Origin of the sequence: Rhodoplanes elegans (genome assembly GCF_016653355.1) — a bacterium.
Taxonomy (GTDB): domain Bacteria; phylum Pseudomonadota; class Alphaproteobacteria; order Rhizobiales; family Xanthobacteraceae; genus Rhodoplanes; species Rhodoplanes elegans.
Map to the genome: position 1 here is coordinate 17,277 of NZ_NHSK01000075.1, position 23,829 is coordinate 41,105.

Annotated in this window: 24 protein-coding genes; 10 read left to right on the forward strand and 14 right to left on the reverse strand. The window is 70.4% G+C overall.

Translation table 11 applies throughout. The annotated features are described in order from the left end of the window. Window position 1 precedes the first annotated feature (1 nt). Genes CCR97_RS09180 through CCR97_RS09205 form a run of 6 tightly spaced genes read left to right on the forward strand, consistent with a single transcriptional unit; the run spans window position 2 to window position 5,217 of the window. Window positions 2-1,147, forward strand: coding sequence for a carbon-phosphorus lyase complex subunit (locus CCR97_RS09180; protein WP_111359887.1), 1,146 nt, complete (start codon window positions 2-4; stop codon window positions 1,145-1,147). Further along, a complete protein-coding gene (locus tag CCR97_RS09185) occupies window positions 1,144-2,019 on the forward strand; it encodes an alpha-D-ribose 1-methylphosphonate 5-phosphate C-P-lyase PhnJ (protein WP_111359886.1) in 876 nt (291 codons plus the stop codon). Before CCR97_RS09180 ends, CCR97_RS09185 begins: the two co-directional genes overlap by 4 nt. Continuing rightward, entirely contained in the window at window positions 2,012-2,533 is a 522-nt protein-coding gene (locus CCR97_RS09190) for a GNAT family N-acetyltransferase (RefSeq protein ID WP_111359885.1), read from the forward strand. Before CCR97_RS09185 ends, CCR97_RS09190 begins: the two co-directional genes overlap by 8 nt. After that, window positions 2,530-3,318, forward strand: a complete 789-nt coding sequence (phnK, locus tag CCR97_RS09195; RefSeq protein WP_111359884.1) for a phosphonate C-P lyase system protein PhnK — start codon at window positions 2,530-2,532, stop codon at window positions 3,316-3,318. Before CCR97_RS09190 ends, phnK begins: the two co-directional genes overlap by 4 nt. 7 nt (window positions 3,319-3,325) lie before the next feature. After that, window positions 3,326-4,036, forward strand: coding sequence for a phosphonate C-P lyase system protein PhnL (gene phnL, locus CCR97_RS09200; RefSeq protein WP_201159443.1), 711 nt, complete (start codon window positions 3,326-3,328; stop codon window positions 4,034-4,036). Next, window positions 4,033-5,217 (forward strand): alpha-D-ribose 1-methylphosphonate 5-triphosphate diphosphatase, encoded by a 1,185-nt coding sequence (locus CCR97_RS09205; protein ID WP_111358629.1) that lies wholly within the window; start codon window positions 4,033-4,035, stop codon window positions 5,215-5,217. The genes phnL and CCR97_RS09205 overlap by 4 nt, the downstream gene beginning before the upstream one ends. A gap of 73 nt (window positions 5,218-5,290) precedes the next feature. Here CCR97_RS09205 and CCR97_RS09210 read toward each other — a convergent pair whose 3' ends face one another. The 6 genes from CCR97_RS09210 to CCR97_RS09235 form a co-directional block, all read right to left on the reverse strand. After that, window positions 5,291-6,187 carry a siderophore-interacting protein gene (locus CCR97_RS09210; protein ID WP_111358628.1) on the reverse strand — a complete coding sequence of 299 codons (897 nt, stop codon included), beginning with the start codon at window positions 6,185-6,187 and terminating at the stop codon, window positions 5,291-5,293. A gap of 18 nt (window positions 6,188-6,205) precedes the next feature. Next, window positions 6,206-7,042, reverse strand: a complete 837-nt coding sequence (locus CCR97_RS09215) for an ABC transporter ATP-binding protein (RefSeq protein WP_111358630.1) — start codon at window positions 7,040-7,042, stop codon at window positions 6,206-6,208. After that, the gene (locus CCR97_RS09220; protein WP_111358627.1) at window positions 7,042-8,103 is read right to left on the reverse strand and encodes a FecCD family ABC transporter permease; all 1,062 of its coding nucleotides are present in this window, start codon (window positions 8,101-8,103) and stop codon (window positions 7,042-7,044) included. The genes CCR97_RS09215 and CCR97_RS09220 overlap by 1 nt, the downstream gene beginning before the upstream one ends. A 264-nt stretch (window positions 8,104-8,367) precedes the next feature. Beyond that, entirely contained in the window at window positions 8,368-9,504 is a 1,137-nt protein-coding gene (locus CCR97_RS09225; protein WP_201159444.1) for an ABC transporter substrate-binding protein, read from the reverse strand. Then, a complete protein-coding gene (locus CCR97_RS09230; protein WP_244670342.1) occupies window positions 9,501-10,445 on the reverse strand; it encodes an alpha/beta hydrolase in 945 nt (314 codons plus the stop codon). Before CCR97_RS09230 ends, CCR97_RS09225 begins: the two co-directional genes overlap by 4 nt. After that, on the reverse strand, window positions 10,445-12,787 hold the full coding sequence (locus CCR97_RS09235; RefSeq protein WP_201159446.1) for a TonB-dependent siderophore receptor: 2,343 nt from the start codon (window positions 12,785-12,787) through the stop codon (window positions 10,445-10,447). Before CCR97_RS09235 ends, CCR97_RS09230 begins: the two co-directional genes overlap by 1 nt. 283 nt (window positions 12,788-13,070) lie before the next feature. On the opposite strand from CCR97_RS09235, the gene CCR97_RS09240 reads away from it, so the two are divergent. Beyond that, complete coding sequence (locus CCR97_RS09240; protein WP_111356874.1) at window positions 13,071-14,084, forward strand: helix-turn-helix transcriptional regulator; 1,014 nt, start codon at window positions 13,071-13,073, stop codon at window positions 14,082-14,084. A 138-nt stretch (window positions 14,085-14,222) separates the two neighbouring features. Here CCR97_RS09240 and CCR97_RS09245 read toward each other — a convergent pair whose 3' ends face one another. The 8 genes from CCR97_RS09245 to CCR97_RS09280 form a co-directional block, all read right to left on the reverse strand. After that, on the reverse strand, window positions 14,223-15,242 hold the full coding sequence (locus tag CCR97_RS09245; protein WP_111356875.1) for an ABC transporter substrate-binding protein: 1,020 nt from the start codon (window positions 15,240-15,242) through the stop codon (window positions 14,223-14,225). 116 nt (window positions 15,243-15,358) lie between these two features. Next, window positions 15,359-16,372 (reverse strand): amidohydrolase family protein, encoded by a 1,014-nt coding sequence (locus CCR97_RS09250; protein ID WP_111356876.1) that lies wholly within the window; start codon window positions 16,370-16,372, stop codon window positions 15,359-15,361. Beyond that, on the reverse strand, window positions 16,369-17,193 hold the full coding sequence (locus CCR97_RS31585) for a cupin domain-containing protein (RefSeq protein WP_244670338.1): 825 nt from the start codon (window positions 17,191-17,193) through the stop codon (window positions 16,369-16,371). The genes CCR97_RS09250 and CCR97_RS31585 overlap by 4 nt, the downstream gene beginning before the upstream one ends. A 39-nt stretch (window positions 17,194-17,232) precedes the next feature. After that, window positions 17,233-17,625, reverse strand: coding sequence for a cupin domain-containing protein (locus tag CCR97_RS09260; RefSeq protein WP_111356877.1), 393 nt, complete (start codon window positions 17,623-17,625; stop codon window positions 17,233-17,235). Next, a complete protein-coding gene (locus CCR97_RS09265; RefSeq protein WP_111356878.1) occupies window positions 17,622-18,545 on the reverse strand; it encodes a fumarylacetoacetate hydrolase family protein in 924 nt (307 codons plus the stop codon). Before CCR97_RS09265 ends, CCR97_RS09260 begins: the two co-directional genes overlap by 4 nt. Next, complete coding sequence (locus CCR97_RS09270) at window positions 18,542-18,955, reverse strand: RidA family protein (RefSeq protein WP_111356879.1); 414 nt, start codon at window positions 18,953-18,955, stop codon at window positions 18,542-18,544. Before CCR97_RS09270 ends, CCR97_RS09265 begins: the two co-directional genes overlap by 4 nt. A 17-nt stretch (window positions 18,956-18,972) precedes the next feature. Beyond that, window positions 18,973-20,049, reverse strand: coding sequence for an Ldh family oxidoreductase (locus CCR97_RS09275; protein ID WP_111356880.1), 1,077 nt, complete (start codon window positions 20,047-20,049; stop codon window positions 18,973-18,975). Between the two features lie 58 nt (window positions 20,050-20,107). After that, a complete protein-coding gene (locus CCR97_RS09280; protein WP_170145793.1) occupies window positions 20,108-20,818 on the reverse strand; it encodes a GntR family transcriptional regulator in 711 nt (236 codons plus the stop codon). Between the two features lie 375 nt (window positions 20,819-21,193). On the opposite strand from CCR97_RS09280, the gene CCR97_RS09285 reads away from it, so the two are divergent. Genes CCR97_RS09285 through CCR97_RS09295 form a run of 3 tightly spaced genes read left to right on the forward strand, consistent with a single transcriptional unit; the run spans window position 21,194 to window position 23,814 of the window. Further along, the gene (locus tag CCR97_RS09285) at window positions 21,194-22,030 is read left to right on the forward strand and encodes an ABC transporter ATP-binding protein (protein ID WP_245428813.1); all 837 of its coding nucleotides are present in this window, start codon (window positions 21,194-21,196) and stop codon (window positions 22,028-22,030) included. Beyond that, window positions 22,027-22,794, forward strand: coding sequence for an ABC transporter permease (locus CCR97_RS09290; protein WP_111356882.1), 768 nt, complete (start codon window positions 22,027-22,029; stop codon window positions 22,792-22,794). The genes CCR97_RS09285 and CCR97_RS09290 overlap by 4 nt, the downstream gene beginning before the upstream one ends. Before the next feature lie 45 nt (window positions 22,795-22,839). After that, complete coding sequence (locus CCR97_RS09295) at window positions 22,840-23,814, forward strand: Bug family tripartite tricarboxylate transporter substrate binding protein (RefSeq protein WP_111356883.1); 975 nt, start codon at window positions 22,840-22,842, stop codon at window positions 23,812-23,814. Window positions 23,815-23,829: the final 15 nt, after the last annotated feature.

Sequence of the window (23,829 nt, forward strand, 5' to 3'; positions counted from 1 at the left end):
CATGTATGTCGCGGTGAAGGGCGGCGAGCGCGCCATCGAGAACGCCCACCGGCTGCTCGCCCATGCGCGGCGCGGCGATCCCGCCGTGCCCGAGCTGACGCTCGATCAGATCACCGGTCAGCTCACGCTCGCGGTCGACCGGGTGATGACCGAGGGCTCCCTCTACGACCGCGCGCTCGCTGCAAGGGCTATCAAGCAGGCGCATGGCGACCTGATCGAGGCGATCTTCCTGCTGCGCGCGTTCCGGGCGACGCTGCCGCGGCTCGGCACGACCCGGCCGCTCGACACCGGCGCGATGCGGGTGCGACGGCGCATCTCGGCGACCTTCAAGGACCTTCCGGGCGGCCAGGTGCTCGGGCCGACCTTCGACTACACGCATCGCCTGCTGGAGCCGGACGACGGCACGGTGGCCGCCGAACCGGCCGCCGCGGAGCCCCTGCCCGGCGCGATGCCGCGCGTCACCGATCTGCTCGCCGCCGACGACCTGGTCGAGCCCGCGCCGCCGCCGGCCGATGCCACGCCGCCGGGCGATCTCACCCGCGACGCGCTCGCCTTCCCGGCCGAGCGCGACCTGCGCCTGCAGAATCTCGCCCGCGGCGACGAAGGCTTCCTGCTCGCGCTCGGCTACTCGACCCAGCGCGGCTACGGCCGCACCCATCCGTTCGCCGGCGAGATCCGCATGGGCGAGGTGGCGGTGGAGGTCTTTGCCGAGGAGGCCGGCTTCGCCCTGCCGATCGGCCGCATCACCGTGACGGAGTGCCAGACCATCAACCAGTTCAAGGGCTCGGCGAACGAGCCGCCGCGCTTCACCCGCGGTTACGGGCTCGTCTTCGGGCACGGCGAGCGCAAGGCGATGAGCATGGCGCTGGTCGACCGCGCGCTGCGCGCCGGCGAGCTCGGCGAGGAACCGACGGCGCCGGCCCAGGACGAGGAGTTCGTGCTGGCGCACTCCGACAACGTGCAGGCGACCGGCTTCGTCGAGCACCTCAAGCTGCCGCACTATGTCGACTTCCAGGCCGAGCTCGGCCTGGTGCGCAAGATGCGGGCGGCGTTCTTCGCGCAACGCCGCGACAGCGGCGACGCGCAGGGCGACCACGCGACGCCAGACGAGCCGAAGGACGACGACCTGAAGGAGGCGGCCGAATGACCGCGCCGACCTACAACTTCGCCTATCTGGACGAGCAGACCAAGCGGATGATCCGCCGCGCCATCCTCAAGGCGATCGCGATCCCCGGCTATCAGGTGCCGTTCGCCAGCCGCGAGATGCCGATGCCCTACGGCTGGGGCACCGGCGGCGTGCAGGTGACAGCCGCCGTGCTCGGCCGCGACGACGTGCTGAAGGTGATCGACCAGGGCTCCGACGACACCACCAACGCGGTGTCGATCCGGAAATTCTTCGCCCGCACGGCCGGCGTGCGGACGACGACGCGCACCAGAGAGGCGACCGTGATCCAGACCCGTCACCGCGTGCCGGAGACGCCGCTGCGCGCGGGGCAGATCCTCGTCTTCCAGGTGCCGATCCCCGAGCCGCTGCGCTTCCTCGAGCCGCGCGAGACCGAGACGCGACGCATGCACGCGCTCGCCGACTACGGCGTCATGCACGTGAAGCTCTACGAGGACATCGCCCGCCACGGGCACATCGCCACCACCTACGCCTACCCGGCCAAGGTCGCCGACCGCTACGTGATGGACCCCTCGCCGATCCCGCGCTTCGACAACCCGAAGCTCGACGACTGTCCGGCCCTCCAGCTGTTCGGCGCCGGGCGTGAAAAGCGCATCTACGCGATCCCGCCGCACACCCGCGTCGTCTCGCTCGACTTCGAGGATCATCCGTTCGAGCCCTATCGCCACCCCGGCTGCTGTGCCCTGTGCGGCGCGACCGACTCGTTCCTCGACGAGGTCGTCACCGACGACCGCGGCACCCGCATGTATGTCTGCTCCGACACCGACTACTGCGAAGGAAGGCGCGAGGCGGCCGCGGCGCGCGCCGGGCAGGTCGAGGAGGCGACCCATGGCTGAGACGCCGCTCGCCGCTCCTGCGCCGGACCTCGTGATCCGCCCCGCCACCGCGGCGGATCTCCCCGGCGTTCTCGCCCTCTACGCCCAGCCGGACTTCGACGCCGGCGACGTGTTGCCGCTTCCCCAGGCGGAGGCGCTGCTGAAAAAGTTCGCGCGCTATCCCGACTACACGCTCCATGTCGCATGCGAAAATGATCACGTCGTCGGCACGTTCGCGCTTCTCGTGATGGACAATATCGGCCACCGCGGCGCCCCCTCGGCGATCGTCGAGGACGTGGCGGTCGATCCGGCCCGGCAAGGCACCGGCATCGGCGCCGCGATGATGCGCTTCGCGCTCGCGCGCGCCGCCGAGAAGGGCTGCTACAAGCTGATGTTGTCATCCAATGCACGGCGCGCCGCCGCGCACGCCTTCTACGAGGGGCTCGGCTTCGAGCGCCATGGCTACTCGTTCCGGGTCGCCGTCGTCCCCGCCCCGGTCGACCAAGATGCCCGCACGGCCGAGACGTCCGCATGACCGCGCCCGACGACGACGCCCCCCTGCTGATCGCCGAGGGGCTCACCACGCATTACGGCCGCCAGCTCGGCTGCCGCGACGTGTCCTTCGCGCTTCACGAGGGCGAGGTGCTCGCCGTGGTGGGCGAGTCGGGCTCCGGCAAGTCGACGCTGCTGCGGCTCCTGTCCGGCCTGATGGCGCCGGAGGCCGGCCGGGTGCTCTACCGCATGCGCGACGGCGTCACCCGCGATCTCGCGACCCTCGCCGAGGCCGAGCGGCGCTTCCTGTTCCGCACCGACTGGGGCTACGTGCACCAGGACCCGGCCGCCGGGTTGCGCATGGGCGTGTCGGCCGGCGCGAACGTGGGCGAGCGGCTGATGGCGGTCGGCTGGCGCCACTACGGCCGCATCCGCGACACCGCGGTCGACTGGCTCGACCGCGTCGAGATCGCCGCCGACCGCATCGACGAGACGCCGCGCAGCTACTCGGGCGGCATGCGGCAGCGCCTGCAGATCGCCCGCAACCTGGTCACCGGCCCTCGCCTCGTCTTCATGGACGAGCCGACCGGCGGGCTCGACGTGTCGGTTCAGGCGCGCCTGCTCGATCTGCTGCGCGGCCTCGTCGCCGATCTGGGGCTCGCCGCCGTGGTGGTCACCCACGACCTCGCGGTGGCGCGGCTCCTCTCGCATCGCATCCTGGTGATGAAGGACGGGCTGGTGATCGAGACCGGCCTCACCGACCAGGTGCTCGACGACCCGCACGAGGCCTACACCCAGCTCCTCGTCGCCTCGATCCTGCCGCCCTGAGGCCGCCATGCTCGCGCTCGAGATCACCGGTGCCGCCAAGACCTTCACGATGCATCTGCAGGGCGGCGTCCGGCTGCCCGTCGTCGCCGGCGTCGACCTGCAGGTCGCGCCGGGCGAGTGCGTCGTGCTCACCGGCCCGTCCGGCGCCGGCAAGTCGTCGGTCCTGAAGATGATCTGGGGCAGCTACCGGTGCGACGCCGGCGCCATCATGGTCCGGCACGGCGACACGATGGTCGGCGACACGATGGTCGACGTCGCGCGGGCGACGCCGCGCCAGATCCTGGCGCTGCGTCGCGACGTCGTCGGCTATGTCAGCCAGTTTCTCCGCGCGGTGCCGCGCGTGCCGGCGATCGACGTGGTCGCCGAGGCGGCCGGCCGGCAGCCCCGCGAGATGGCGCGGGCCGCGGCCGCCGATCTGCTCCGCCGCCTCGCCATCCCGGAGCGGCTGTGGCCGCTGCCGCCCGCCACCTTCTCGGGCGGCGAGCAGCAGCGCATCAACATCGCCCGCGGCTTCTTGCCCGACCTCCCGCTCCTGCTGCTCGACGAGCCGACCGCCTCGCTCGACGCCGCCAACCGCGCCGTCGTCGTCGATCTGATCAGGGCCAAGAAGGCGCGCGGCACCGCCGTCGTCGCCGTCGCCCACGACGCCGAGGTCCGCGACGCCATCGCGGACCGCCTCGTCGACGTCACCCGCTTCACCGGAACCCGCCCGCAATGACCGACCCGACCGTGACCGACCCGACCGCCAGCGACCCGACCGAGAGGCTGCTCACCAACGCTCGGGTCGTGCTCGCCGACCGCGTGATCGAGCGCGGCTGGGTGGCGATCGCGCGCGGCCGCGTCGTCGCGGTCGGCGACGGCGCCGCCCCCGAGAAGGGCGACGATCTGGGCGGCGACCTCCTGCTGCCCGGCCTGGTCGAGCTGCACACCGACCACATCGAGGCGCATTACGTGCCGCGCCCGAAGGTCTACTGGAACCCGGCCGCCGCGGTCGTGTCCTACGACGGCCAGATCGCGACGAGCGGCATCACGACGGTGCTCGACTCGCTGCGAGTCTGGCGGGAGGAGAGCGCCGAGGCGGTCGACGGCCAGGCGACGACGCTGGCGGCCGCGATCTCGACGGCGCGCGACGCCGGGCTCCTGCGCATCGATCACCTGCTGCATCTGCGCTGCGAGGTGCCGATGCCCGATGTCGTCGACGAGGCGCGATCACTGGTCGACCGGCCAGACGTGCGGCTGATCTCGCTGATGGACCACACGCCGGGCCAACGCCAGTTTCGCGACGAGGAGAAGCTGCGCATCTACTATCGCGGCAAGGCCGGCGGCCTCACCGACGCCGAGCTCGACGTGATGTTCGCCCGCCGGATCGCCCTGCAGGCGGCCCATGCCGGTGACAACTACCGGGCGCTGGTCGACCTCGCCCGCGCCCGCGACGTGCCGCTGGCGAGCCACGACGACACCACGCTCGATCATGTCGCCGAGGCGGTCCGCGACGGCATCGCCATCGCCGAGTTTCCGACCACCATGGAGGCGGCGATGGCCCTGCACGCCGCCGGCGTGCGGGTCATGATGGGGGCGCCGAACCTGGTGCGCGGCGGCTCGCACTCCGGCAATGTGGCGACCGCCGACCTCGCCGCTGCTGGCGTGCTCGACATCCTCTCCTCCGACTACGTGCCGTCGAGCCTGCTCGGCGCCGCGCTGCTGCTGCCCGAGCTGGTGCCCGGCCTCGACCTCGCCACGGCGGTGCGCACCGCCTCCAAGACGCCGGCCGAGGCGGTCGGCCTGACCGACCGCGGCGAGATCGCGCCGGGCAAGCGCGCCGATCTCATCCAGGTCCGGTGGGTGGACGGGATCGCGGCGGTGCGTCGCGTCTGGAGCGCCGGGCGCCGGGTCGCCTGAACGACGCGCCGCGCCGAAGCGCCTGTCGTCGGATCGGTGGCGAACGAACGAGCCGACGGCCGGCCGCCCGCCGTCAATGCGCCGCCTCGGCCGGGATGCCACGCGCGGCCAGCTCCTCGCGCCAGGTCTTGAAGTAGTCCTCGTCGCGGTCGTTGTCGTGATGGTCGTGATAGGCGTTCTCGGTCATGCCGAGGCGCCAGTAGCCGATGGCGTGGATCTGGCGGCGGTCCATCCGGCGCTCGTCGCGCACATAGGCGCGCAGCGATCGCACGGTCGCCGACTCGCCGGCGATGAAGGCGAACGGCCGAACGGCGGTTTCGGGCCACGGCAGCGTCAGCACGGCGTCGCGCAGCAGCGTGGTGCGGCCGGGCGCCTGACCGTTCCGATGCAGCCAGGTCAGCGTGATTCCAGTGGGCTTGCGGAAGGTCTGCTCCTCGGCCGCGTCCGGCACCTCGACGAAGGCATGGCCGACGGCGTCGTCCGGCAGCTTCTCCAGGATCGCGGCGATCGCCGGCAGGGCCGTGTGATCGCCGGCGAACAGATACCAGTCGGCCGGGTTGATGTTGCGGCCGCCGGGTCCGCCGACGCCGACGCGGTCGCCGGACTTCGCTCGGCGCGCGAAGCGGGTCGCCTCGCCGTCGGCGTGCAGCACGAAGTCGACCGCGAGCTCGCCCCTCGCCGTGTCGAACCAGCGCAGCGTGTAGGTGCGCACGATCGGGCGGACCGGGTCCTTCGGCCAGATCGGCTTGCCGCCCGGGCCTTCCAGCGGCCAGCCCGGATCGTCGACACCCTCGGGCGCGAACAGGATCTTGAGGTTCAGCGCGTCGTCGCGGAAGCCGGCGAGCTCGGGCCCGCCGAGGATCAGGCGGCGCATCTGCGGCGTCACGCGTTCGGTGCGCAGCACCTCGAGCACGCGGATGCCGCGGAAGCGCGCCGGCGCGCCGGCCGTGGCGATGGTCGGGTCGGTCATGAGAGTCCCTCGTGGCGATCAGGCTGCGGTGGAGTTTTCGGGCGGGACGCCGGCGGCCGTTGCAGCGGAATGCGGCGCATCGAGCGCACCCTCGACGACGACATGCGGGACGCCGTTCGGGCCGGGCGCGATGCGGGCGGCGACGCCCCACACGGAGGCGAGCGTCTCGGCGGTCAGCGCCTGGGCCGGCGTGCCGTTGGCCGCGACGCGGCCGTGGTCGAGCACGACGACGCGCTCGGCCCAGCGCGCTGCGAGATTGAGGTCGTGCAGCACGACGACGACGGTGCGGCCCTCGGCGGCGAGCGAGCGGGCCGCCTCCATCACGGTGACCTGGTGGCGCAGATCGAGCGCGCTGGTCGGCTCGTCGAGCAGCAGCAGGCGCGGCTCGCGCACCAGCGCCTGGGCGAGGCTGACGAGCTGGCGCTGGCCGCCGGAGAGCTGGTCGAGCCCGTCGAGCGCGAGGTCGACGATGCCGAGCCGGTCGAGGGTCGCGACGGCGCGGCGGGTCGCGTCGGCATCGGCGAGCCCGTCCGGCCGCGACGCCTCGAAGGCGGCGACGACCGATTCCAGCACCGACAGGGCAACGCCCTGCGGCAGCGCCTGCGGCATGAAGCCGACCAGATCGGCGCGCGCGACGAGCGGCAGGCGCAGGAGATCGACGTCGCCGAACATCACCCGCCCCTCGGCCCTGACGAGGCCGGCGAGCGCCTTCAGCAGCGTCGACTTACCGGCCGCGTTGGGTCCGGTGAGCGCCGTCACGGCGCCGGCCGGCAGCGGCGGCAGCGAAAGGTCGCGCAGCACCGGGCGGCGCGGATAGCCGGCCGTGAGCCGTTCGATCGTCAGCGCGGCCCGCATCAATGCCCCCGCCGGGTCAACACGAGAGTGATGAAGATCGGCACGCCGACGAGCGACGTGATCAGGCCGATCGGCAGCACGATGCCGGGCACCGCGGCCTTGCTGGCGACCGAGGCGAGCGACATCAGCACGGCGCCGCACAGCGCGCTCGCCGGCAGGAAGAAGCGATGGTCCTCGCCGATCAGCAGGCGTGCGATGTGCGGCCCGACCAGGCCGACGAAGGCGATCACACCGACATAGGCGACGGCGGCGCCGGTCAAGAGGCTCAGCCGCATCAGCGAGAGCATCCGCAGCCGGGCGATGTCGATGCCGAGGCTCTGCGCCCGCTCGGTGCCGAGCCGCAGCGCCGTGAGCGTCCAGGCGGCCCGGAACGAGAACGGCACCACGCAGGCGATGACGAGGGCGAGGATCGTCACCTTCTCCCGGGTCGCCCGCGACAGGCTGCCCATGGTCCAGAACACGAGCTGCTGCAGGGCCTGCTCGCTCGCCACGAACTGGGTGATGGCGACCAGCGCGTTGAAGGTGAAGAACAGCGCGATGCCGAACAGCACCAGGCTGTCGCCGCTGCGGCGCAGCCGCCCGAGCGACTGCAGCAGCATGGCCGAGCCGAAGGCGAACACGAAGGCGTTGACCGGGATGCTCCAGGTCGCCGGCACGCCGGGCAGCGCGAAGCCGAGCACGATGGCGAGCGCCGCCCCGAAGGTCGCGGCGGCCGACAGGCCGAGCGTGAACGGGCTCGCCATCGGATTGTTCAGCACGGTCTGCATCTCGGCGCCGGCGAGCGCCAGTGCGGTGCCGACCAGGATCGCCATCACGGCCTGCGGCAGCCGCACGTCGAAGACGATCACGGCGGCGGCGCGCCCGAGCGTGTCCGGAAACAGGAGACCGCGCACCACGTCGAGGGCAGTCAGGGTCGACGGGCCGGTGCCGAGGTCGACCACGAAGGCGGCAATGCCGGCCAGCGCCAGCGCGAGAAAGATCAGGGCCCGCCGTCGCAGCCGCCGCCGATGCGCGACCAGCGCCGCCTCGGCGACGGCGGAAAGGGGCGCGGTGCCGGTCATGGTCACGGACGGCGTTCCAGTCGGGCACGGGATGTCGGCAAAGTTCCGAGGCCGGGGCTCACCCCCCTCCCTGTCCCTCCCCCACAAGGGGGGAGGGAACGCAGGAGCCGGAGCCTCTCGGCAAACGGACGGGCCACCGTGCTTTTCGCGACAGCATCGCGTCGCACTTCGGCCTGCTCCCTCCCCCCTTGTGGGGGAGGGTTGGGGAGGGGGGTAGCCACACCCGCGACCATTTCGACCAACACAAGGACCACCATCACATCCTCACCGCCCCCCGCCGTCGAGCGACACCCAGTAGGTGCCGTGCATGGGGACGGCGAGCAGCGTCTCGTTGGCGATCTTCAGGCTCGCATCGGGATCGACGTCGCCGAACAATTTCGGATGGAACCACTTGGCGAGCGCCTCGAGGGCCAGCACGTTGAGCGGGAAGTTGCCGAACAGGTGCCACAGCCCGTGCACGCGCCCGCTGCGCACCGCCGCGATGTCGGCGAGGCCGGGGCTCCTCACGATGCCCTGCAGCTTGGCGCGCGACTCGGCGGCGTCGACGCCCGGGCCGAGCACCAGCCCGCCGGTGCCGGCGAGATGCTGGCCACCGGTGCCGACATACACGTCGGGATCGCGCCCCATCACGTATTCGAGGCTGATCGGGCCGAACGGCGTCTTCAGCACATCGACCGCGATGTTGGTGCCGCCGGCGGGATCGATGAAGGCCCCTATGGTGGCGCGGCCGGGCGCGTTGCAGCACTCGGCGAGGCCCGCATGGGCGTGCATCAGCACGGTCGGGGCGACCGGCGTCGCCGCGGCGAGGCGGTCGCGGATGCGCCCTGCCCGGCTCTCGTGGAACTGGACGACACGTTCGGCCGCATCCTCGCGGCCGAGCACGCGGCCGAGCAGCCGCAGGCTCGGCACGATGTTGTCGAGCGGCTTGGCGATCAGATCGACGAAGACGACCGGCACGCCGGCGGCGGCGAAGCGGTCGAGCGTCTCCTTCGAGCGCAGCGACGGGCCGTAGCCACCGGACAGGATCGCGAGATCGGGGCCGGTCGCCAGCGCCTGCTCGATCGAGAAGGTCTCCTCGCTGCCGCGGCCGACGATCGGCACGCCGGCGATCGCCGGGAACTTCTCCAGATAACGGCCGTACGTCACCTTGTCCTGGCGGGCGAGATCGCCGGGCCAGCCGGCGAGCAGCGACACGGGATCGGGATGGACGAGCGACAACGTGATCAGCTGGCGCCCCTCGCCGAGCACGATCCGCTTCACCGGCCGGGCGATCTCGACGCGGCGGCCGGCGATGTCCGTCACTGCGATCAAGTCGCGGGCCGCGCGGGCGCGGCGCGGCAGCAGCACGCCGGCCGTCGCGGCGGCGCCGGTGGTGAGAAGGGTGCGGCGGGAGAGGGTCATGGGTTGCTCCGCAACGGCCGGCCGAGCGCCAGCGTGACGGCGCGCGCGATGGCGGCCGGGACGACCGACACGTGGTCCTCGTCGCGGAACTCGACGTAGTCGACCGTGAGCCCGCAGCCGGCGAGCGGCGCGAGGCGCGCCGCCATCTCGCGGGCATTGTCGACCATGCGGTTGCGCCGCTTCCAAGCGGCGCGGACCTCGACGTCGGTCCCGTCGATTTCCACCGCGGTCGGCTCCTGCTCGCAGCCGCCCATGGTGATCAGCAGGCGAAGATCGTTGCCGGGCCGCAGCGCCGCGACGAAATCGCGCTCGTGCGAAAGGACCACCCGGTCGGCGAACCAGATCGACGGGCTCGCCGCCACATACGTGCGGAACAGCCCCGGCCGCGTGAACAAGGTGTAGAGCGTGAACAGCCCGCCGAAGGAGTGGCCGAACAGCGTGCGGCGCACCGGATCGAGCGGAAAATCGCGGCCGATCGCCGGCAGCACGTCGCCTGCGACGAAATCAAGGAACGCGTCGGCGCCGCCGACCGGCGGCCAAGCCGAGTCGTCCGGCCGCGGCGGCATCGTCAGCGGCCCGCGCGGCGCCGGCGTGTAGTCGAAGGTGCGGCGGACGAGGTCGAGCGGCTCGTCGGTCGGATAGCCGAGTCCGACCACCACGGCCGGCACCACGCCGGTCACCTCGGTCCGCCGCGAGCGCAGGGCCACCACCTCGGCGAAGGTCGCGAAGGCGGCGTTGGCGTCGGTCAGCACGATCAGCGGCCAGCCGGCCGGCGACGGCGGTTTTCCGTGCGGGCGCGCGACGAAGACGCGATGCTCCAGGCCGTCGCGCGACCGCATCGCCAGCACCTGCGTGTGCGGCAACGCCGCCGGCGGGGGGCTGTTGCCGGCGGCGTCGAGGCGATCGCGGCGTGCCGCGACCGCCGGTCCCGAGGATCGCATCACCAGCGATACCTCGCCGTCGCCAGGATGGTGCGCCGCGTGCCGAAATAGCAGCCGGTGTCGAAGCTGCCGCTGCCGGCGCTGCAGGACGCGACATACTCCTTGTCGAACAGGTTGGAGGCGTTGAGCGACAGGCGCAGCCCCTTGAGCTTTGGCTCGATGGTATCGAAGTCGAAATGGACGGCGGCGTCGACCAGCGTGAAGGCCGGCACCTCGAGCGTGTTGGCGACGTCGCCGAAGGTCGACGAGACGTGACGCACGCCGGCGCCGAGACCGAGTCCCGCGAACGGGCCGTCGCGGAACGTGTACATGCCCCACACCGAGCCGAAATACTCCGGCACCTGGATGGGCCGCTTGCCGAGGCTGGTGTCGTTCGCCTGCGTCACCACCATGTCCTGCCAGGTGAAGGCGCCGAGCAGGTCGATGTTGCGGTTGATGCTCGCCTTGGCCTCGAGCTCGACGCCGCGGGTGCGCACCGCGCCGCTCTGCACGCTGCACGAGCTCGTCGCCGTGGTGCCGCAGCCCTTGTGGGTCGGGTCGGTGTCGGGCGTCTGCACGTTGTACTGGGTGAGCTCGTAGACGGCCGCCGTGAACAGCATGTTGGTGCCGGGCGGCTGATACTTGAGGCCGGCCTCGACCTGCTCGCCGGTGGTCGGCTTGAACGGCCGCTTGTAGTAGTCGAGCGTCGAGCCGGTCACCGGCTCGAACGAGGTCGAGTAGCTGATGTAGGGCGCGAGACCGTTCTCGAAGTGATAGAGCAGCCCGGCCCGCCAGGTGGTCGCCTCGTCGGTTTGCGAGGCCGCCGTGACGGCGCCCGACGCGATGGTGACCTGGTTGAAGTCGAAACTCGCCCGGTCGCGCCGGATGCCGAACATGCCGATCAGGTTGCCGAGCCGGATCTGATCCTGGATGTAGAGGCCGAGCTGGTCGTTGGTCTGCTTCGCGTCGCTCTGATAGGCCGGGACGGGGATGTTCTGCCAGTACAGCGGAGCGAGGAAGTTGATGGTGGCGACGCCGGTGCTGGCGCTGCCGAGCAGGCGGCTCGCATCGGCGTACTGGTAGTCGAGGCCCATCAGCACCGTGTGCTTGAACGCGCCGGTGTAGAACTGCGCCTGCACCTGGTTGTCGGTGGCGAGCGAATCGAGCTCGTCCTTCACGTTCGACTTCGACCGGTTGATGATCGACTGCGCCGCGTTGGCGTAGCTGGTCGGAGAGAGACCGCGGAAGTTCGTCTCGAGATGCATCACCCGCGTGTTCTGGCGGATCGTCCAGACGTCATTGAATCGATGCTCGAACAGCGAGGTGAGCGAGGTCTGCTTGCGCTCGAACACCTCGTAGCCCGGATCCGAGACGTTGAAGCTCGACGAGATCCAGCCGCTCCGGCTCGGCATCACGGTGCCTTCCTTGGGCAGGAACACCGAGTAGAAGCTGTTCGGATCCTGGGTGTGGTTGGCGAGCAGCGTCCAGGTGGTGTCGCTGTTGGGCTTCCAGGTCAGCGCCGGGGCGAGCACGTAGCGGTCGTCCTCGGTGTAGTCGACCTGGGTGCCGGAGTTGCGCGCGAGGGCGGTCAGCCGATAGAGCCAGTGGCCGTCCTTGTCGATCGGGCCGGAGAAGTCGAACGTGCCCTGCAAGCGCTCGAAGTTGCCGCCCGTGACCTGCACCTCGTGGAACGGCTTGTCGAGCGGCCGCTTGGTGACGAGGTTGATCATGCCGCCCAGATTGGTTTGTCCATAGAGGATCGACGAAGGGCCGCGCAGCACCTCGATGCGCTCGAGCGTGTAGGGATCGACCGTCGGCACCGCGAACGAGATTCCGCGCTGCAGCTTGAGGCCGTCCTGGAAGCCGACGAAGCCCTGCAGCACGCCGAGATTGCCGCCGTAGCCGCGCACCGGGATGATGTCGAAGCGGCTCGCCGGCCGCAGATCGGTCAGCACGCCCGGCGTGTAGCGCAACGCCTGGCTGACGCTCTGGGCCTGCTGGTCCTCCATCTGATCACGGGTGACGATCGACACCGACTCGGGCGTCTCGACCACCGGCGTGTTGGTCTTGGTGCCGGTCATGCTGCGGTCGGCGACGTAGCCGTCAACCGGGCCGACGGCGCTCCCCGAGGTCGCCGCGACGCCGCGCGTCGCCGTGACGGCGCCACCCGCACCGCCGGCGCCGGGAGCCGTCGCCTCGCCGCCGCCGCCGACGCCGGTGTCGCGATCCCCCTCGACCCGGATGGTCGGCAACGCCGTGCTCTGCGCGAGGGCCGTCGCGGCGAAGGTGCCGGTCAGCATCGTCGTGGCGAGCAACAGGCCGACGATCCGCACGGATCCGCTGGTCGATATCGTGTGAGTCATGGTCAGCCCCTGTCGTCGAACTCACGGCCGTAGCCGTGTCACGCCCGTCCCCAATTGATCCCGACAGTTAACCGCGGGCCGGGGAGGCGTACATTCGACAGGGCGTGTATTTCCTTTGCGAAATCACCAAACGCCTACGACAAAGGGCTTCCCTGCTGCAATTCTAGACTTCGAAGTTTAGAGCTATACCATTTCGAAATCGCTGGAGAGTCGTTGACGTCACTGTCGCTCTCGACGAAGTTGCTCGCGTGATCGATCGGACGACACCTCGAGCGGCGGTACAATGAACGCGAGCCAGGACGGCGCGGGCGGACGGCTCGTGCGCCATCGCGACCTGCGGCGGTGGGCCAAGGCGGCCGACTTCCACCTGGTCGCTCCGGTGCTCGACGACGATGCGGCGCTGCTGCGCGGCGACTTCGTCCAGCTCGTGCTGCGCTCCGGCCTTCAGCTCCACGCCACCGACGTGTGGGACCTGCACGACCTCGAGACGCGCGCCGTGCAGGAGCCGGGCCTGACCTTCTCGCTGTTTCTCGAAGGCGGCGTGACGGCCCATGTGGGCGAGCGCGCCTTCGCCATGGGGCGTCCCGACGCACGGGGCGGCCCGGTCGAGGCCGTGGTGGTGGCCCGCGCACGGCGCGAGATGTTCCGCCGCGTCTCGGCCTGCGGCACCCATGTCCGCAAGGTCACCGTGACGGTGTCGCCGCAATGGCTGGAGGAGAGCGGCCTCGACGCCATCGAGGATCATCGCGGCGTCCTGGCGTTCAGCCGCTCGCATCTCGCCAGCCTGCGCTGGACGCCGTCAGCGCGGCTGGTCTCGCTGGTCGAGCAGATCCTCAAACCGCCGCCCTACGCGCCGCTGATGCGCAACCTGTACGTGGAGAGCCGGACGCTCGACATCGTCGGCGAGGCGCTCAACGCGGTCGCGCACGCCGACATCGCCGCTCAGGACAGGGTCGCCGCCGCGATGCTGCGGCCGAAGGACTATGCCCGGGTCCGCGCCGTCTGCGATTTCATCGATGCCCATCTGGACGAAGCCGTGACGCTCGACACGGTCGCCCGCCATGTCGGCATGAGCGTCTCGACGCTGCAGCGGGTGTTCCGGGCGGCGCGCGGGACGACGGTCGTCGATCACATCCGGGCCCGCAAGCTGGAGCGCGCCCGCGAGGCGCTGGAGCGCGACGGCGTCTCGGTCAACGAGGCGGCGTTCCTGGCCGGCTATGCCAACCCGGCGAATTTCGCCACCGCCTTCAAGCGCACCTTCGGCGTGCCGCCACGCTATTTTCGCGCCAGGCTGTAGGCGCAGTTCCGGCCGTCGCGGCTCGCGGGATCTGCGCAGCCGCACATCACCGACCGGCTCATCGCGGTCGTCGGAGCACAGCCGCCATGGCGGGCGCGGCCATGCTCCGGTCGCAACGCGACCAGTGCGACAAACGCCCTACTTCGGCAGGACGGGAGTCTCGGGCAGGAAGCCGGGGCGCCAGATCTGCTCGGCCGTGAGCTTCTCGCCCGGGATGTCGACGTTCTTGTTCATGAAGTCGACGGTGCGCTTCATCGTGTCGAGCGAGACGGTGCCGAAGCCCTTCTTCTCGACCTCGGGCGTAACGGCGATGCGCTTCAGGATCTCGACCTCCTCGGCGACGATGTCTGGATTGAGCGCCTTGACGTACTGGATCTGGATCTGCGCCGCCTCCTTCGGGTTGGCGAGGGCGTACTGCCAGCCGCGCAGCGAGGCGCGCACGAACTTCTTCACGACGTCGGGGTTCTTGGTCAGATACTCCTCGGTGGTGCCGATCGAGTTCGAGTAGATGTCGAGCCCGTAGTCGCCGAGGAACAGGCACTTCGGCTTGGCCTCGGTGACGGCGCGGCGGATCGCCGGCTCGCTCATGATGAACTGGTCGACCGAGGCGACCTTGCGGGCGGCGAGCATCGGCACGCGCGCCGAGCCGTCGATGTTGACGACCTTCAGGGTCTTGCTGTCGACCCCGTTCATCTCCATGAACGCCTGCACGATGCGCGGCAGGAAAGACGACGTGCTCGACCCGAACTCCAGATTGGCGAGCTGCTTCGGCTCGGTGACGTTGGCGCCGGGGTCGAGCGAGAACACGCAGTACGGCGGCTTCTGGTAGTTCACGGCGACGATCTTCATGTTGCCGGCGGCCGAGCCCGAGGCGACCAGGCTCGGGATGTCGATGAAGCCGATGTCTGCGATGCCGGTGACGACCGAGCGGATCGCGTCGGCCGTGCCCTTGGAGGGGATGATCGAGACGTTGAGCCCCTCCTCCTTGTAGAAGCCCTTGCCGAGCGCCACGTACCACGGCGCGTGCCGGCCGAGGCTGATGAAGTCGAGGATGAACTTGACGTCGCGCTCCTGCGCCATCGCGCTCGATGTCAGCACGCTCGAAAGCGCGACGGCCGCGCCGAGTGCGGCTCCGATCAGCTTAGTGACGGTCGACATGTCGGTTCTCCGTGATCATCAGAGCCTCGGGGGTGACGTGGACGAGACCGAGCCGCGCATCTCACGTCAGGGTGAACGCACGTTACAGGGACGCAAAAGTCGGACCACAGGGTTGTTCATCGCACCGCGCTCCGCTCGGCACCGGCGCAGCCGGCGAGGCGATCGGCCCCGAAGGCCGCGCACGCGTTGTCGTGCCGGATCGTTCGGCGAAGCGCGGGCGCGAGATGGCCGAGATCGTAATCGGCGCAGTCCGCCCCCATCGGGAACGGCCAGTCGCTGCCGAGCACGATACGGTCGGCGCCCATGACGGCGATCAGATAATCGAGATAGGCCGGGTGATGCACCAGGCTGTCGACGAAGAAGCGCTTCAGCGCGTCGAGCGGCATCAGGTCGCGCGAGGGAACGCCGGGGCGTTTCGTGATAACGCCCTGCTGCCAGCGGCCGGCGAGCGTCGCGGCGCAGCCGCCGCCATGGGCCAGCACGACGTGAAGGTTCGGATGGCGCTCGAACACGCCGCCGAGCACGAAACCGGCGGCCGCGAGCGTCGTCTCGTAAGGGTTGCCGAGCAGGTTCGTGAGATAGTGCCGGTCGAGCCGATCGTCGGGACAATCGCCGGGGTGCAGGAAGGCGGCGAAGCGGCGCGCCTCCAAGAGACTCCACAGCGACTCGTAGTCAGGATCGGCATAGGAACGCGCCCCGAGCGCCGTGCCGACGACGACGCCGGCCCAGCCCTCGTCGAGATGTTCCGCGACCGTGACGGCGAGGCCGGGATCCTCGGTCGGCAGATAGGCGAGCGGCCGCAAGGTCGGCGCATGCGGCGCGCAGGCTTCGCGAACACCCTCGTTGATGGCGTCCACATAGGCGCGCCGTTCCGCCGGGGCGATGTCGGGCCGGAACAGCGGCGGCGGCACCGACACGACGGCGCCGTCGAGCCCGTCGCGCCGCACCCGCTCGACCAGCGCGCCGGCCTCCGAGATCGGCCGCAGCGGCACGCCGTGACCGCACACCTTCAGGGTGCCGGCGGCCGCCGTCATGCCCCACACGGCCCCCCGCTCCGCCGCCGCGACCAGCGCCGGCGGAATCAGGTGGGTGTGAACATCCCAGCCGCCGGGATCAGAACGCGTGGTCATCGGGCATCGTCGTCGTTGGTGTACCAGGAGGGGCGGACCGGGTAATGCGGGCCGTCGTAGATCTCGAGCAGCACCGAGGTCTCCTCGGCGATCGTCGGGCCGTGCACGCTGCCCTTCGGGTTCCAGTAGAAGCAGCCCGGCGTCAGCGTCGTGCCGGTCGGGATGTAGCGATACTTCCCCTCCAGGCAGAACATGAACTGATTGGACGCGTGCGCGTGCGCCTCAGGCACGCCCGAGCCCTTCTCGAACCGCACGAGGCCGATCGACGCGCCGGTCTCCTCGTTGCGCCAAAGCATCTTCTGCGTCAGGCCGGCGAGCGACTTCGCGGTCCACTCCATGTCGGCGGTCTGGATCAGGATCTCCTTGAACGCCGCCATCGCATCCGCCGGCATCGCGGGAGCGGCGCCGGCCGGGGCAGCAGACGGCGCTTCGGCCGGCTTCGCCGCGTCGGTGCTCGGCAGCGGGGCCTCCTCGGGCGTGAACGTGATGTGCTTGAGCTCGACCAGGCGCGACAGATACGTCACGTTCGACTTGTTGGTGAGCTTGTGGACGGGTCGCATGCCGTCGATGAACACGGTGGCGCCGGGCGGCTCGAAGGTGCTGCGCGTGTCGCCGAAGATCGTCTCGACCTCGTTCTCGCCGCCGTCGATCGAGATCACCGCATAAGGATGATAGTGGATGTGGAAGTCGACCGTCTCGCCCGGCTCGACCTTCACCTCCCAGATGCGCACATGCTCGTTCTCGAGCACGACCCGGCTGCCGATCTCGCGCAGCTTGATGCCGAGCTCCTTCGCCTTCTTCAGTCCGTGAACGTCGCTCATGGGCTCTCCTGCTCGGGCGCGTCGTCACCGCGCTCGCGGTCATTCCGTGTCGGGTCGCTCGAGGCTCGGCAGCGGTGCGGTCTCGGGGATCCAGCGGATGTGCTTGAGTTCGATCAGCCGTGCCAGATAGGTCGTCTTGTCGCGATTGGTGAGGCGATGGATCGGCCGCATGCCGTCGATCAGCACGACATGGCCGGGCGGCTCGTAGGTCGCGCGCCGCTCGCCGAAGATCGTCTCGATCTCGTTCCTGCCGCCCGTCACGGCGATCACGACATAGGGGTGGTAATGAATGTGCCAGCCGAGCGTCTCGCCGGGCGCGATCTTCACCTCCCAGATGCGCACATGCGCATTGTCGAGGAGGATCGTCGAACCGACGTCGTCGAGCGTCAGGCCGCGCTCGGCGGCGAGCTGGAGGCCGTGGCGGTCCGTCATGACGCCCCCTCGGCGAGCGCGAGCCTCGCGGAAAGCGACGGCGAGTGCAGATCCGTGAGCGTCATCGTGTTGCGCAGCTCGCCGAGCCCGGTGCCGCGCACGATCACCTCGTCGCCGGCGTTCAGGAAGATCTGCGGTGTCCGGGCATTGCCGACGCCGGACGGCGTGCCGGTGAGAAACAGCTCGCCGGCATGCAGCGTCATGCCGCGCGACGCTTCGGCGATCAGGGTCGGCAGGTCGAAGGCCATCAGCCGCGTCGAGCCGTCCTGCAGCGTGGTGCCGTTGACGACGCAGGTCAAAGTCACATCGCGATAGTCGAGCGCATCGGCCGTCACGATCCATGGCCCGATCGGCATGGTCGCGTCGACGCTCTTGCCCTTCAGCCACTGGCCGCCATGGGCGCGCTGCACGCTGCGCAGCGAGATGTCGTTGGCGAGGCAGTAGCCCCACACGTGATCCATCGCCGCTTCGACCGGGATGTTGCGCCCGGTCCTGCCGATGATCACGGCAAGCTCCGCCTCGTAGTCCCACTGGTGCGACAGTTCGGGATCGAAGGCGATCGGATCGTTCGGACCGATCACCACGTCGGGCCGCTTGGTGAAGAAGGTCGGATGGTCGGGCTTCGGCACGTCCTGGCCTTCGCGGCGCCCGAACCCCTCCTCGAAGTGATCCCAGTAGTTCCAGCCCGTGCACAGGATGTCGCGGCCGAAGCGGCGAACGGGCGGCAGCAGCCGCGCGCCGGCGAGCGGGATCCTTTCGGATGCTCGGTCCGCGGCCGCGCGCAGGCGCGAGAGGCCGTCCGCCCCGCTCTGCACGATGCCGACCAGATCGCCGAGATCGGCCCGCAGCAGGACGAGGTCGTCACCGTCGACCAGCGCGAGCCGCTCGCCGTCTCGATACGCGACTGCGGCGATCCTCATGCCGCGGCCCCGCTCTCGGGCACCACCGCGATGGCGTTGATCTCGATCAGATACTCGGGCGAGGCGAGCTTGGTTACCTCGACCAGCGTGGAGGCCGGCAGCGGTGGCTTGAAATACTCGCGCCGCACTTTGTGGATCTGCTGGAAGTGCTCCATGTTGCGGACATAGACGTCCACCCGGCAGACGTGATCGAGCGTCCCGCCCGCCGTCTCCAGCGCCGACTTGATGTTCTCGATCACCTGGCGGGTCTGCGCCTCGATGTCGCCGATGCCGGCGATCGAACCGTCGGCGCGGCGCGCCGTCATGCCGGAGACGAACACCATCTTGCCGCGCGCCTCGACCACGGCGGCCTGCGCGTAATGCCCGAGCGGCTTGATCAGCTTGTCGGTCGAAAGTTCCTGCTTGGTCATGATCACTGCCTCCCGGATCACGCGATGGCGCGGCCGCTGTCGGCCCGCCTTCCCGCGTTCATCTCGTCGGTGAGCCGGTCGAGCGTCGCCGCGACGCTCGCCGGAATCCTGATGCGGCTGCCGCCGACGCGACGCCGCTCCCACTCGATCTCGCCCGGCGTGTAGAGCCGCTCGACCCCGGACGCGCGCGGTGCGCCGCGGATGCGCGCTCCGGCCGCCGCGGCGGCCCGACGGAACGCATCCGCGTCGCCGAAGTGGCCGATGTCGATGGCGACGAACAGATGCGCGCAGTCGTAGGGCTCGCCGAGATCGCCGTAGAGCGGCCGCACCGCGTCACCGCTGGCGCCGCCCGAGAGGAGCCCGCACATCAGATCGATCATGAAGGCGAGGCCGAAGCCCTTCGGGCCGGCGGCGGGCAGCAGCATGCCGGCGATTGCCTCGGCCGGATCCGTGGTCGGCGCGCCGTCGGCCCGCACGGCCCAACTCGGCGGGATCGCGCGTCCGCTCTTCTCGGCGAGCCTGATCTTGCCCATCGCAGCCTCGCTCATCGCCATGTCGAGCGCGAGCGGCGGCTCGCCTTCGACCGGCACCGCGATGGCGAGCGGATTGTTGCCGACGGCGCGCGCCGCGCCGCCCGGCGCCGGCATCAGCGGGCGCGTGTTGCACATCACGAAGCCGATGCAGCCGGCCTCGGCGGCGATCGCCGCGTAGTGGCGGGCGACCCCGAAATGAAAGGCGTGCCGCACCGCGACGATGCCGGCGCCGAGCGCCTTCGCCTTGTCGACCGCGATGCGCATCGCCTGCGGCGCCGTGAGATGGCCGAGCGCATGGCCGGCGTCGAGCACCACGGCGATGCCGCGATCGCTCACCACCTCGGCGGTCTCGCGCGTCGACACCGAGCCGCGGCGCAGGCGTTCCAGATACATCTCGGCCATGGCGACGCCGTGCGAGCCGATGCCGTCGCGCTCGGCGTCGACCAGCGTGGTCGCGACTCGCTCGGCCGCGGCGGCCGACAGGCCGGCGTCGGCGAACAGCGCGGCGACCCGGGCGATCAGCCCGTCGGCTTCGAACTCGACCGTTCCGTCCGACGTCATCGGGGGCTCCTCGGCATTTCTTCTGTCACGCGTCGCCGCGGCGCGTCGCGCTTCGCCGTCAGACGGCGGTGAGCGCATCGGTCGCGGCCAGCACCTTCTCGGTCGTCTGGCGGATATGGGCGGCGCACAGGCGGCACGCGGTCTCGGTGTCGCGCGCCAGCACGGCCTTCATCAGCCCTTCGTGCTCGCCGATATCGTCGCGCGGCTTCGCCGTGAAGCCGATCGAGAGCGCCACGTAGCGCTCCGCCTGATCGAACAGCTGATCACGAAAGTTGCGCAGCAGCTCGGACGGACAGGCGTCCGACAGGCTCGCATGGAAGGCGCGATGCTCGCGCGACCACGCCGGCGAGATCGCGCCGGGCGCAGAAGGGTCGGCCTTCTGCTGGCGCGACAGCCGGTGGAACGCGCCGAGGATGTCGGCCTCCCAGGCGACGTCACCGGACGCGACGGCGCGCCGGATCATCAGCGTCTCGATCTCGATGCGGGTCTCGGTGAGGTCGGTGAGATGCGCGGGCGACACCGGCGCGACCCGGAACCCCTTGTTCTCGGCGAGGACGACGAGCCCCTCCGATTCGAGCCGCATCAGCGCCTCGCGCAACGGGCTGATGCTCATGCCGTAGCGCTCGCGCAGCTCCTCGAGGCGCAGCCGCGTGCCCGGCCGCAGGCGGCACTGCAGAATGTCGGCGCGCAGCACGTCGAGCGCGATCCCGCCGAGAGTCTGCGGCTCGGAGAGATCGGCGCGTCCACGCGCATTGGTGCTGATCGGCATGGCGGTCTCGCATGGCCCGGCCCGACGCCGGAGCATGCTCCTCCTTAGCCGACCGATTTCCCAAAATCAATGGATTTTATAAAATGTGTTGACGCGAGCAGAGACGCGCGATCTTATAAAATCATTCCGGGTGACCCCCGCCCGCCGCCGATGCGCCTCGTGCCGGCGCGACGGCGGCGCGGCCCGCCCGGGATGCGTGCCGGATCCCCCGCACCGGCGGCAGCAGAGGAGCGAGCCGATGTCCGATCGCACGAGCCCCGCAACGCGCGGCGCCGTCGCAGCGTCCGGGCCGCCGCTCGACCCCGGCGGACGCGCAGGTGCCGCACCCGCTCCGGCTTTGCATGCAAATCCTCTGCCGGCCCGGCCGGTGTCGCCGTGAGCGCCGGGGCCATCGCCATGGTCGCGGAACCGACAGCCGGCGCGCCCGGCACGCCGACCGCCGACGCGAACCGCGCGTTCGGGCGTTTCCGCAACGTCCATCAGGAGTTCATGCAGGACTCGGGACGTCCGCTGGTCGCCATCGAGGACATCTCGTTCGACCTCGCCGAAGGCACCCTGGTCAGCCTGCTGGGTCCGAGCGGCTGCGGCAAGACGAGCTTTCTGAAGATCGTCGCCGGCCTCGCCGAGGCGACCTACGGGGTGGTCGAGATCCGCGGCCAGCAGGTGACGCGCCCGCAGCCGGACTTCGGCTTCGTGTTCCAGCAGGCGAATCTGATGCCGTGGCGCACCGTGCTCGACAACGTGCTGTTCCCGATGGAGATCCTGCGCCGCATGGACGCCGCCGCGAAGCGCCGCGCCATGGAGCTGCTCGCGCTCGTCGGCCTTTCGGGCTTCGAGAACGCCCGCCCCTCGCAGCTCTCCGGCGGCATGCAACAGCGCGCCGCGCTGTGCCGCGCGCTGGTGCACGAGCCGAAGCTCCTCCTGATGGACGAGCCGTTCGGCGCGCTGGACGAGCTGACCCGCATGGAGATGCACGACCTGCTCCTGCAGATCCGCAAGGTGACCAACGCGACGACCCTGTTCGTTACCCACTCGATCAGCGAGGCCGTCTATCTCTCCGACGTGATCGTCGCCTTCTCCAAGCGGCCGGCCCGTATCGCCGACTATATCGAGGTCGACCTGCCCTACCCCCGCACGCCGGCGCTGCGCTACGACGCGGCCTTCACCGGGTTCGAGCACCGCGCGGGCATCGCATTAGGAATCACGCGATGAAGCCGCGCAGCACCGCCCGCACCGTCGAGGCGATCGCCTATCCGATCGTCGGCATCGTCGTCGTGCTCGGCCTGTGGCAGGCCTATGTCACCGTGTTCGCAGTCAACCCCATCGTGCTGCCGGGGCCGTGGGCGATCACCAAGGCGAGCATACGCCACTTCGACACGCTGCTCGAGCAGACCTGGCCGACGCTCGCGGAATCGGTCTACGGCTTCGCGCTCGCGGTCGTCATCGGCGTGCCGCTCGCCGTCTGCGTCGCCAACTCGCGCATCCTCAACCTCACCTTCTACCCGATCCTGATCGCCACCCAGTCGATCCCCAAGGTCGCGGTCGCGCCGATCATCCTGGTGTGGTTCGGCACCGGCATGGAGTCGAAGCTCGTCATCGCCTTCCTGGTGGCGTTCTTCCCGATCGTCGTCGACACCGCGACCGGCCTTCGGGCGACGCCGCCCGGCCTCCTGGAGCTCGCCCGCTCGGTCAGCGCCTCGCCGAGCCAGACCTTCTGGAAGGTTCAGTTCCCGGCCGCCATGCCGTTCATCATCTCGGGCGCCAAGGTGGCCGTGACGCTCGCTGTGATCGGCGCCGTCATCGGCGAGTTCGTCGGCTCCAACGAGGGGCTCGGCTACCTGCTGCTGTCCGCGAACTCGCAGCTCGACGGCCCGCTCGCCTGGGCCGCGCTGGTGTGGCTCAGTATCCTCGGCATCGCGCTGTTCTTCCTGGTGGTGGTCGCCGAGCGCGTGCTGATGCCGTGGGGCCACCACTGACACGTCTTGCTGCACCGTCGTTCTCACCCGACATGGAGTGACGTCATGGTCCGTGCCGCCGCCCTGCCCGTGCTCGCCGCCGCGCTCGCTCTCGTCCTCGTGCCGCCGGCGGAGGCCGAGCCGTTTCCGACCCGGCCCGTCACCATCGTGTCGCCCTATCAGGCCGGCGGCACGAGCGACATCATCGCCCGCGCCACCGCGCAGAAGTTCGCGGAGATCTGGGGCCAGCCCGTGCTGGTGGAGAACAAGCCCGGCGCCAACGGCTCACTCGGCGTGATGACGGTGGTGCGGGCACCACCGGACGGCTACACGCTGCTCGCCATCGCCTCCAGCGGCCTGACGCTCAATCCGCTCGTTTACGCGAACCTGTCCTACGACGTCGCGCGCGACCTCGCGCCGATCACCGGCACGGGCGAGGTGGCGAACGTGCTGGTCGCCCATCCGAGCGTCGCCGCCTCGACGGTCCCCGAGCTGATCGCGCTCGCCAAGACCAAGCCCGGCGCGCTCGGCTACGCCTCGCAGGGCGTCGGCTCCAACGGCCACCTGATCGGCGAGATGTTCCGCCAGCGCACCGGCATCGAGCTGTTCCACGTGCCCTACAAGGGCAGCGCCCCGGCTCTCAACGATCTGCTCGCCGGCCAGGTGCAGCTCATGTTCGACAACCTCCCCGCCTCGCTGCCGCTGATCCAGGCCGGCAAGCTGAAGGCGATCGCCGTGACCACGGCGGCGCGCGATCCGCGCCTGCCCGACGTGCCGACCATCGCCGAGTCGGGTCTGCCGGGCTTCGCCGCGACGGCGTGGTTCGCGCTCCTCACCGGCAAGGCCGTGCCGGCGGAGCGGCGCGCCGAGATCGAGAAGGCGGTCGCCGCCGCGCTCGCCGATCCCGCCACCAAGGCGCGGCTCGCCGCCGCCGGCGTCGAGGTGACGGGCACGGGCGCCGCGGCACTCGCGGCCCGCATCGCCTCCGAGACGACGATCTGGAAGGGCGTGGTCGAGGCGGCGAAGATCCGCGTCGAATGACGGTTTCGGTGGCGC

What these genes read in the sequence shown, in the direction of transcription:
- CCR97_RS09250 (WP_111356876.1), bottom strand. Translation starts at nt 16,372, where the DNA reads ATGACCACGCGTTCTGATCCCGGCGGCTGGGATGTTCACACCCACCTG.
- CCR97_RS09220 (WP_111358627.1), bottom strand. Translation starts at nt 8,103, where the DNA reads ATGACCGGCACCGCGCCCCTTTCCGCCGTCGCCGAGGCGGCGCTGGTC.
- CCR97_RS09205 (WP_111358629.1), top strand. Translation starts at nt 4,033, where the DNA reads ATGACCGACCCGACCGTGACCGACCCGACCGCCAGCGACCCGACCGAG.
- CCR97_RS09225 (WP_201159444.1), bottom strand. Translation starts at nt 9,504, where the DNA reads ATGACCCTCTCCCGCCGCACCCTTCTCACCACCGGCGCCGCCGCGACG.
- CCR97_RS09245 (WP_111356875.1), bottom strand. Translation starts at nt 15,242, where the DNA reads ATGTCGACCGTCACTAAGCTGATCGGAGCCGCACTCGGCGCGGCCGTC.
- CCR97_RS09210 (WP_111358628.1), bottom strand. Translation starts at nt 6,187, where the DNA reads ATGACCGACCCGACCATCGCCACGGCCGGCGCGCCGGCGCGCTTCCGC.
- CCR97_RS09235 (WP_201159446.1), bottom strand. Translation starts at nt 12,787, where the DNA reads ATGACTCACACGATATCGACCAGCGGATCCGTGCGGATCGTCGGCCTG.
- CCR97_RS09290 (WP_111356882.1), top strand. Translation starts at nt 22,027, where the DNA reads ATGAAGCCGCGCAGCACCGCCCGCACCGTCGAGGCGATCGCCTATCCG.
- CCR97_RS09215 (WP_111358630.1), bottom strand. Translation starts at nt 7,042, where the DNA reads ATGCGGGCCGCGCTGACGATCGAACGGCTCACGGCCGGCTATCCGCGC.
- CCR97_RS09240 (WP_111356874.1), top strand. Translation starts at nt 13,071, where the DNA reads ATGAACGCGAGCCAGGACGGCGCGGGCGGACGGCTCGTGCGCCATCGC.
- CCR97_RS09280 (WP_170145793.1), bottom strand. Translation starts at nt 20,818, where the DNA reads ATGCCGATCAGCACCAATGCGCGTGGACGCGCCGATCTCTCCGAGCCG.
- phnK (WP_111359884.1), top strand. Translation starts at nt 2,530, where the DNA reads ATGACCGCGCCCGACGACGACGCCCCCCTGCTGATCGCCGAGGGGCTC.
- CCR97_RS09270 (WP_111356879.1), bottom strand. Translation starts at nt 18,955, where the DNA reads ATGACCAAGCAGGAACTTTCGACCGACAAGCTGATCAAGCCGCTCGGG.
- CCR97_RS31585 (WP_244670338.1), bottom strand. Translation starts at nt 17,193, where the DNA reads ATGAGCGACGTTCACGGACTGAAGAAGGCGAAGGAGCTCGGCATCAAG.
- phnL (WP_201159443.1), top strand. Translation starts at nt 3,326, where the DNA reads ATGCTCGCGCTCGAGATCACCGGTGCCGCCAAGACCTTCACGATGCAT.
- CCR97_RS09185 (WP_111359886.1), top strand. Translation starts at nt 1,144, where the DNA reads ATGACCGCGCCGACCTACAACTTCGCCTATCTGGACGAGCAGACCAAG.
- CCR97_RS09275 (WP_111356880.1), bottom strand. Translation starts at nt 20,049, where the DNA reads ATGACGTCGGACGGAACGGTCGAGTTCGAAGCCGACGGGCTGATCGCC.
- CCR97_RS09180 (WP_111359887.1), top strand. Translation starts at nt 2, where the DNA reads ATGTATGTCGCGGTGAAGGGCGGCGAGCGCGCCATCGAGAACGCCCAC.
- CCR97_RS09230 (WP_244670342.1), bottom strand. Translation starts at nt 10,445, where the DNA reads ATGCGATCCTCGGGACCGGCGGTCGCGGCACGCCGCGATCGCCTCGAC.
- CCR97_RS09260 (WP_111356877.1), bottom strand. Translation starts at nt 17,625, where the DNA reads ATGACGGACCGCCACGGCCTCCAGCTCGCCGCCGAGCGCGGCCTGACG.
- CCR97_RS09295 (WP_111356883.1), top strand. Translation starts at nt 22,840, where the DNA reads ATGGTCCGTGCCGCCGCCCTGCCCGTGCTCGCCGCCGCGCTCGCTCTC.
- CCR97_RS09265 (WP_111356878.1), bottom strand. Translation starts at nt 18,545, where the DNA reads ATGAGGATCGCCGCAGTCGCGTATCGAGACGGCGAGCGGCTCGCGCTG.
- CCR97_RS09190 (WP_111359885.1), top strand. Translation starts at nt 2,012, where the DNA reads ATGGCTGAGACGCCGCTCGCCGCTCCTGCGCCGGACCTCGTGATCCGC.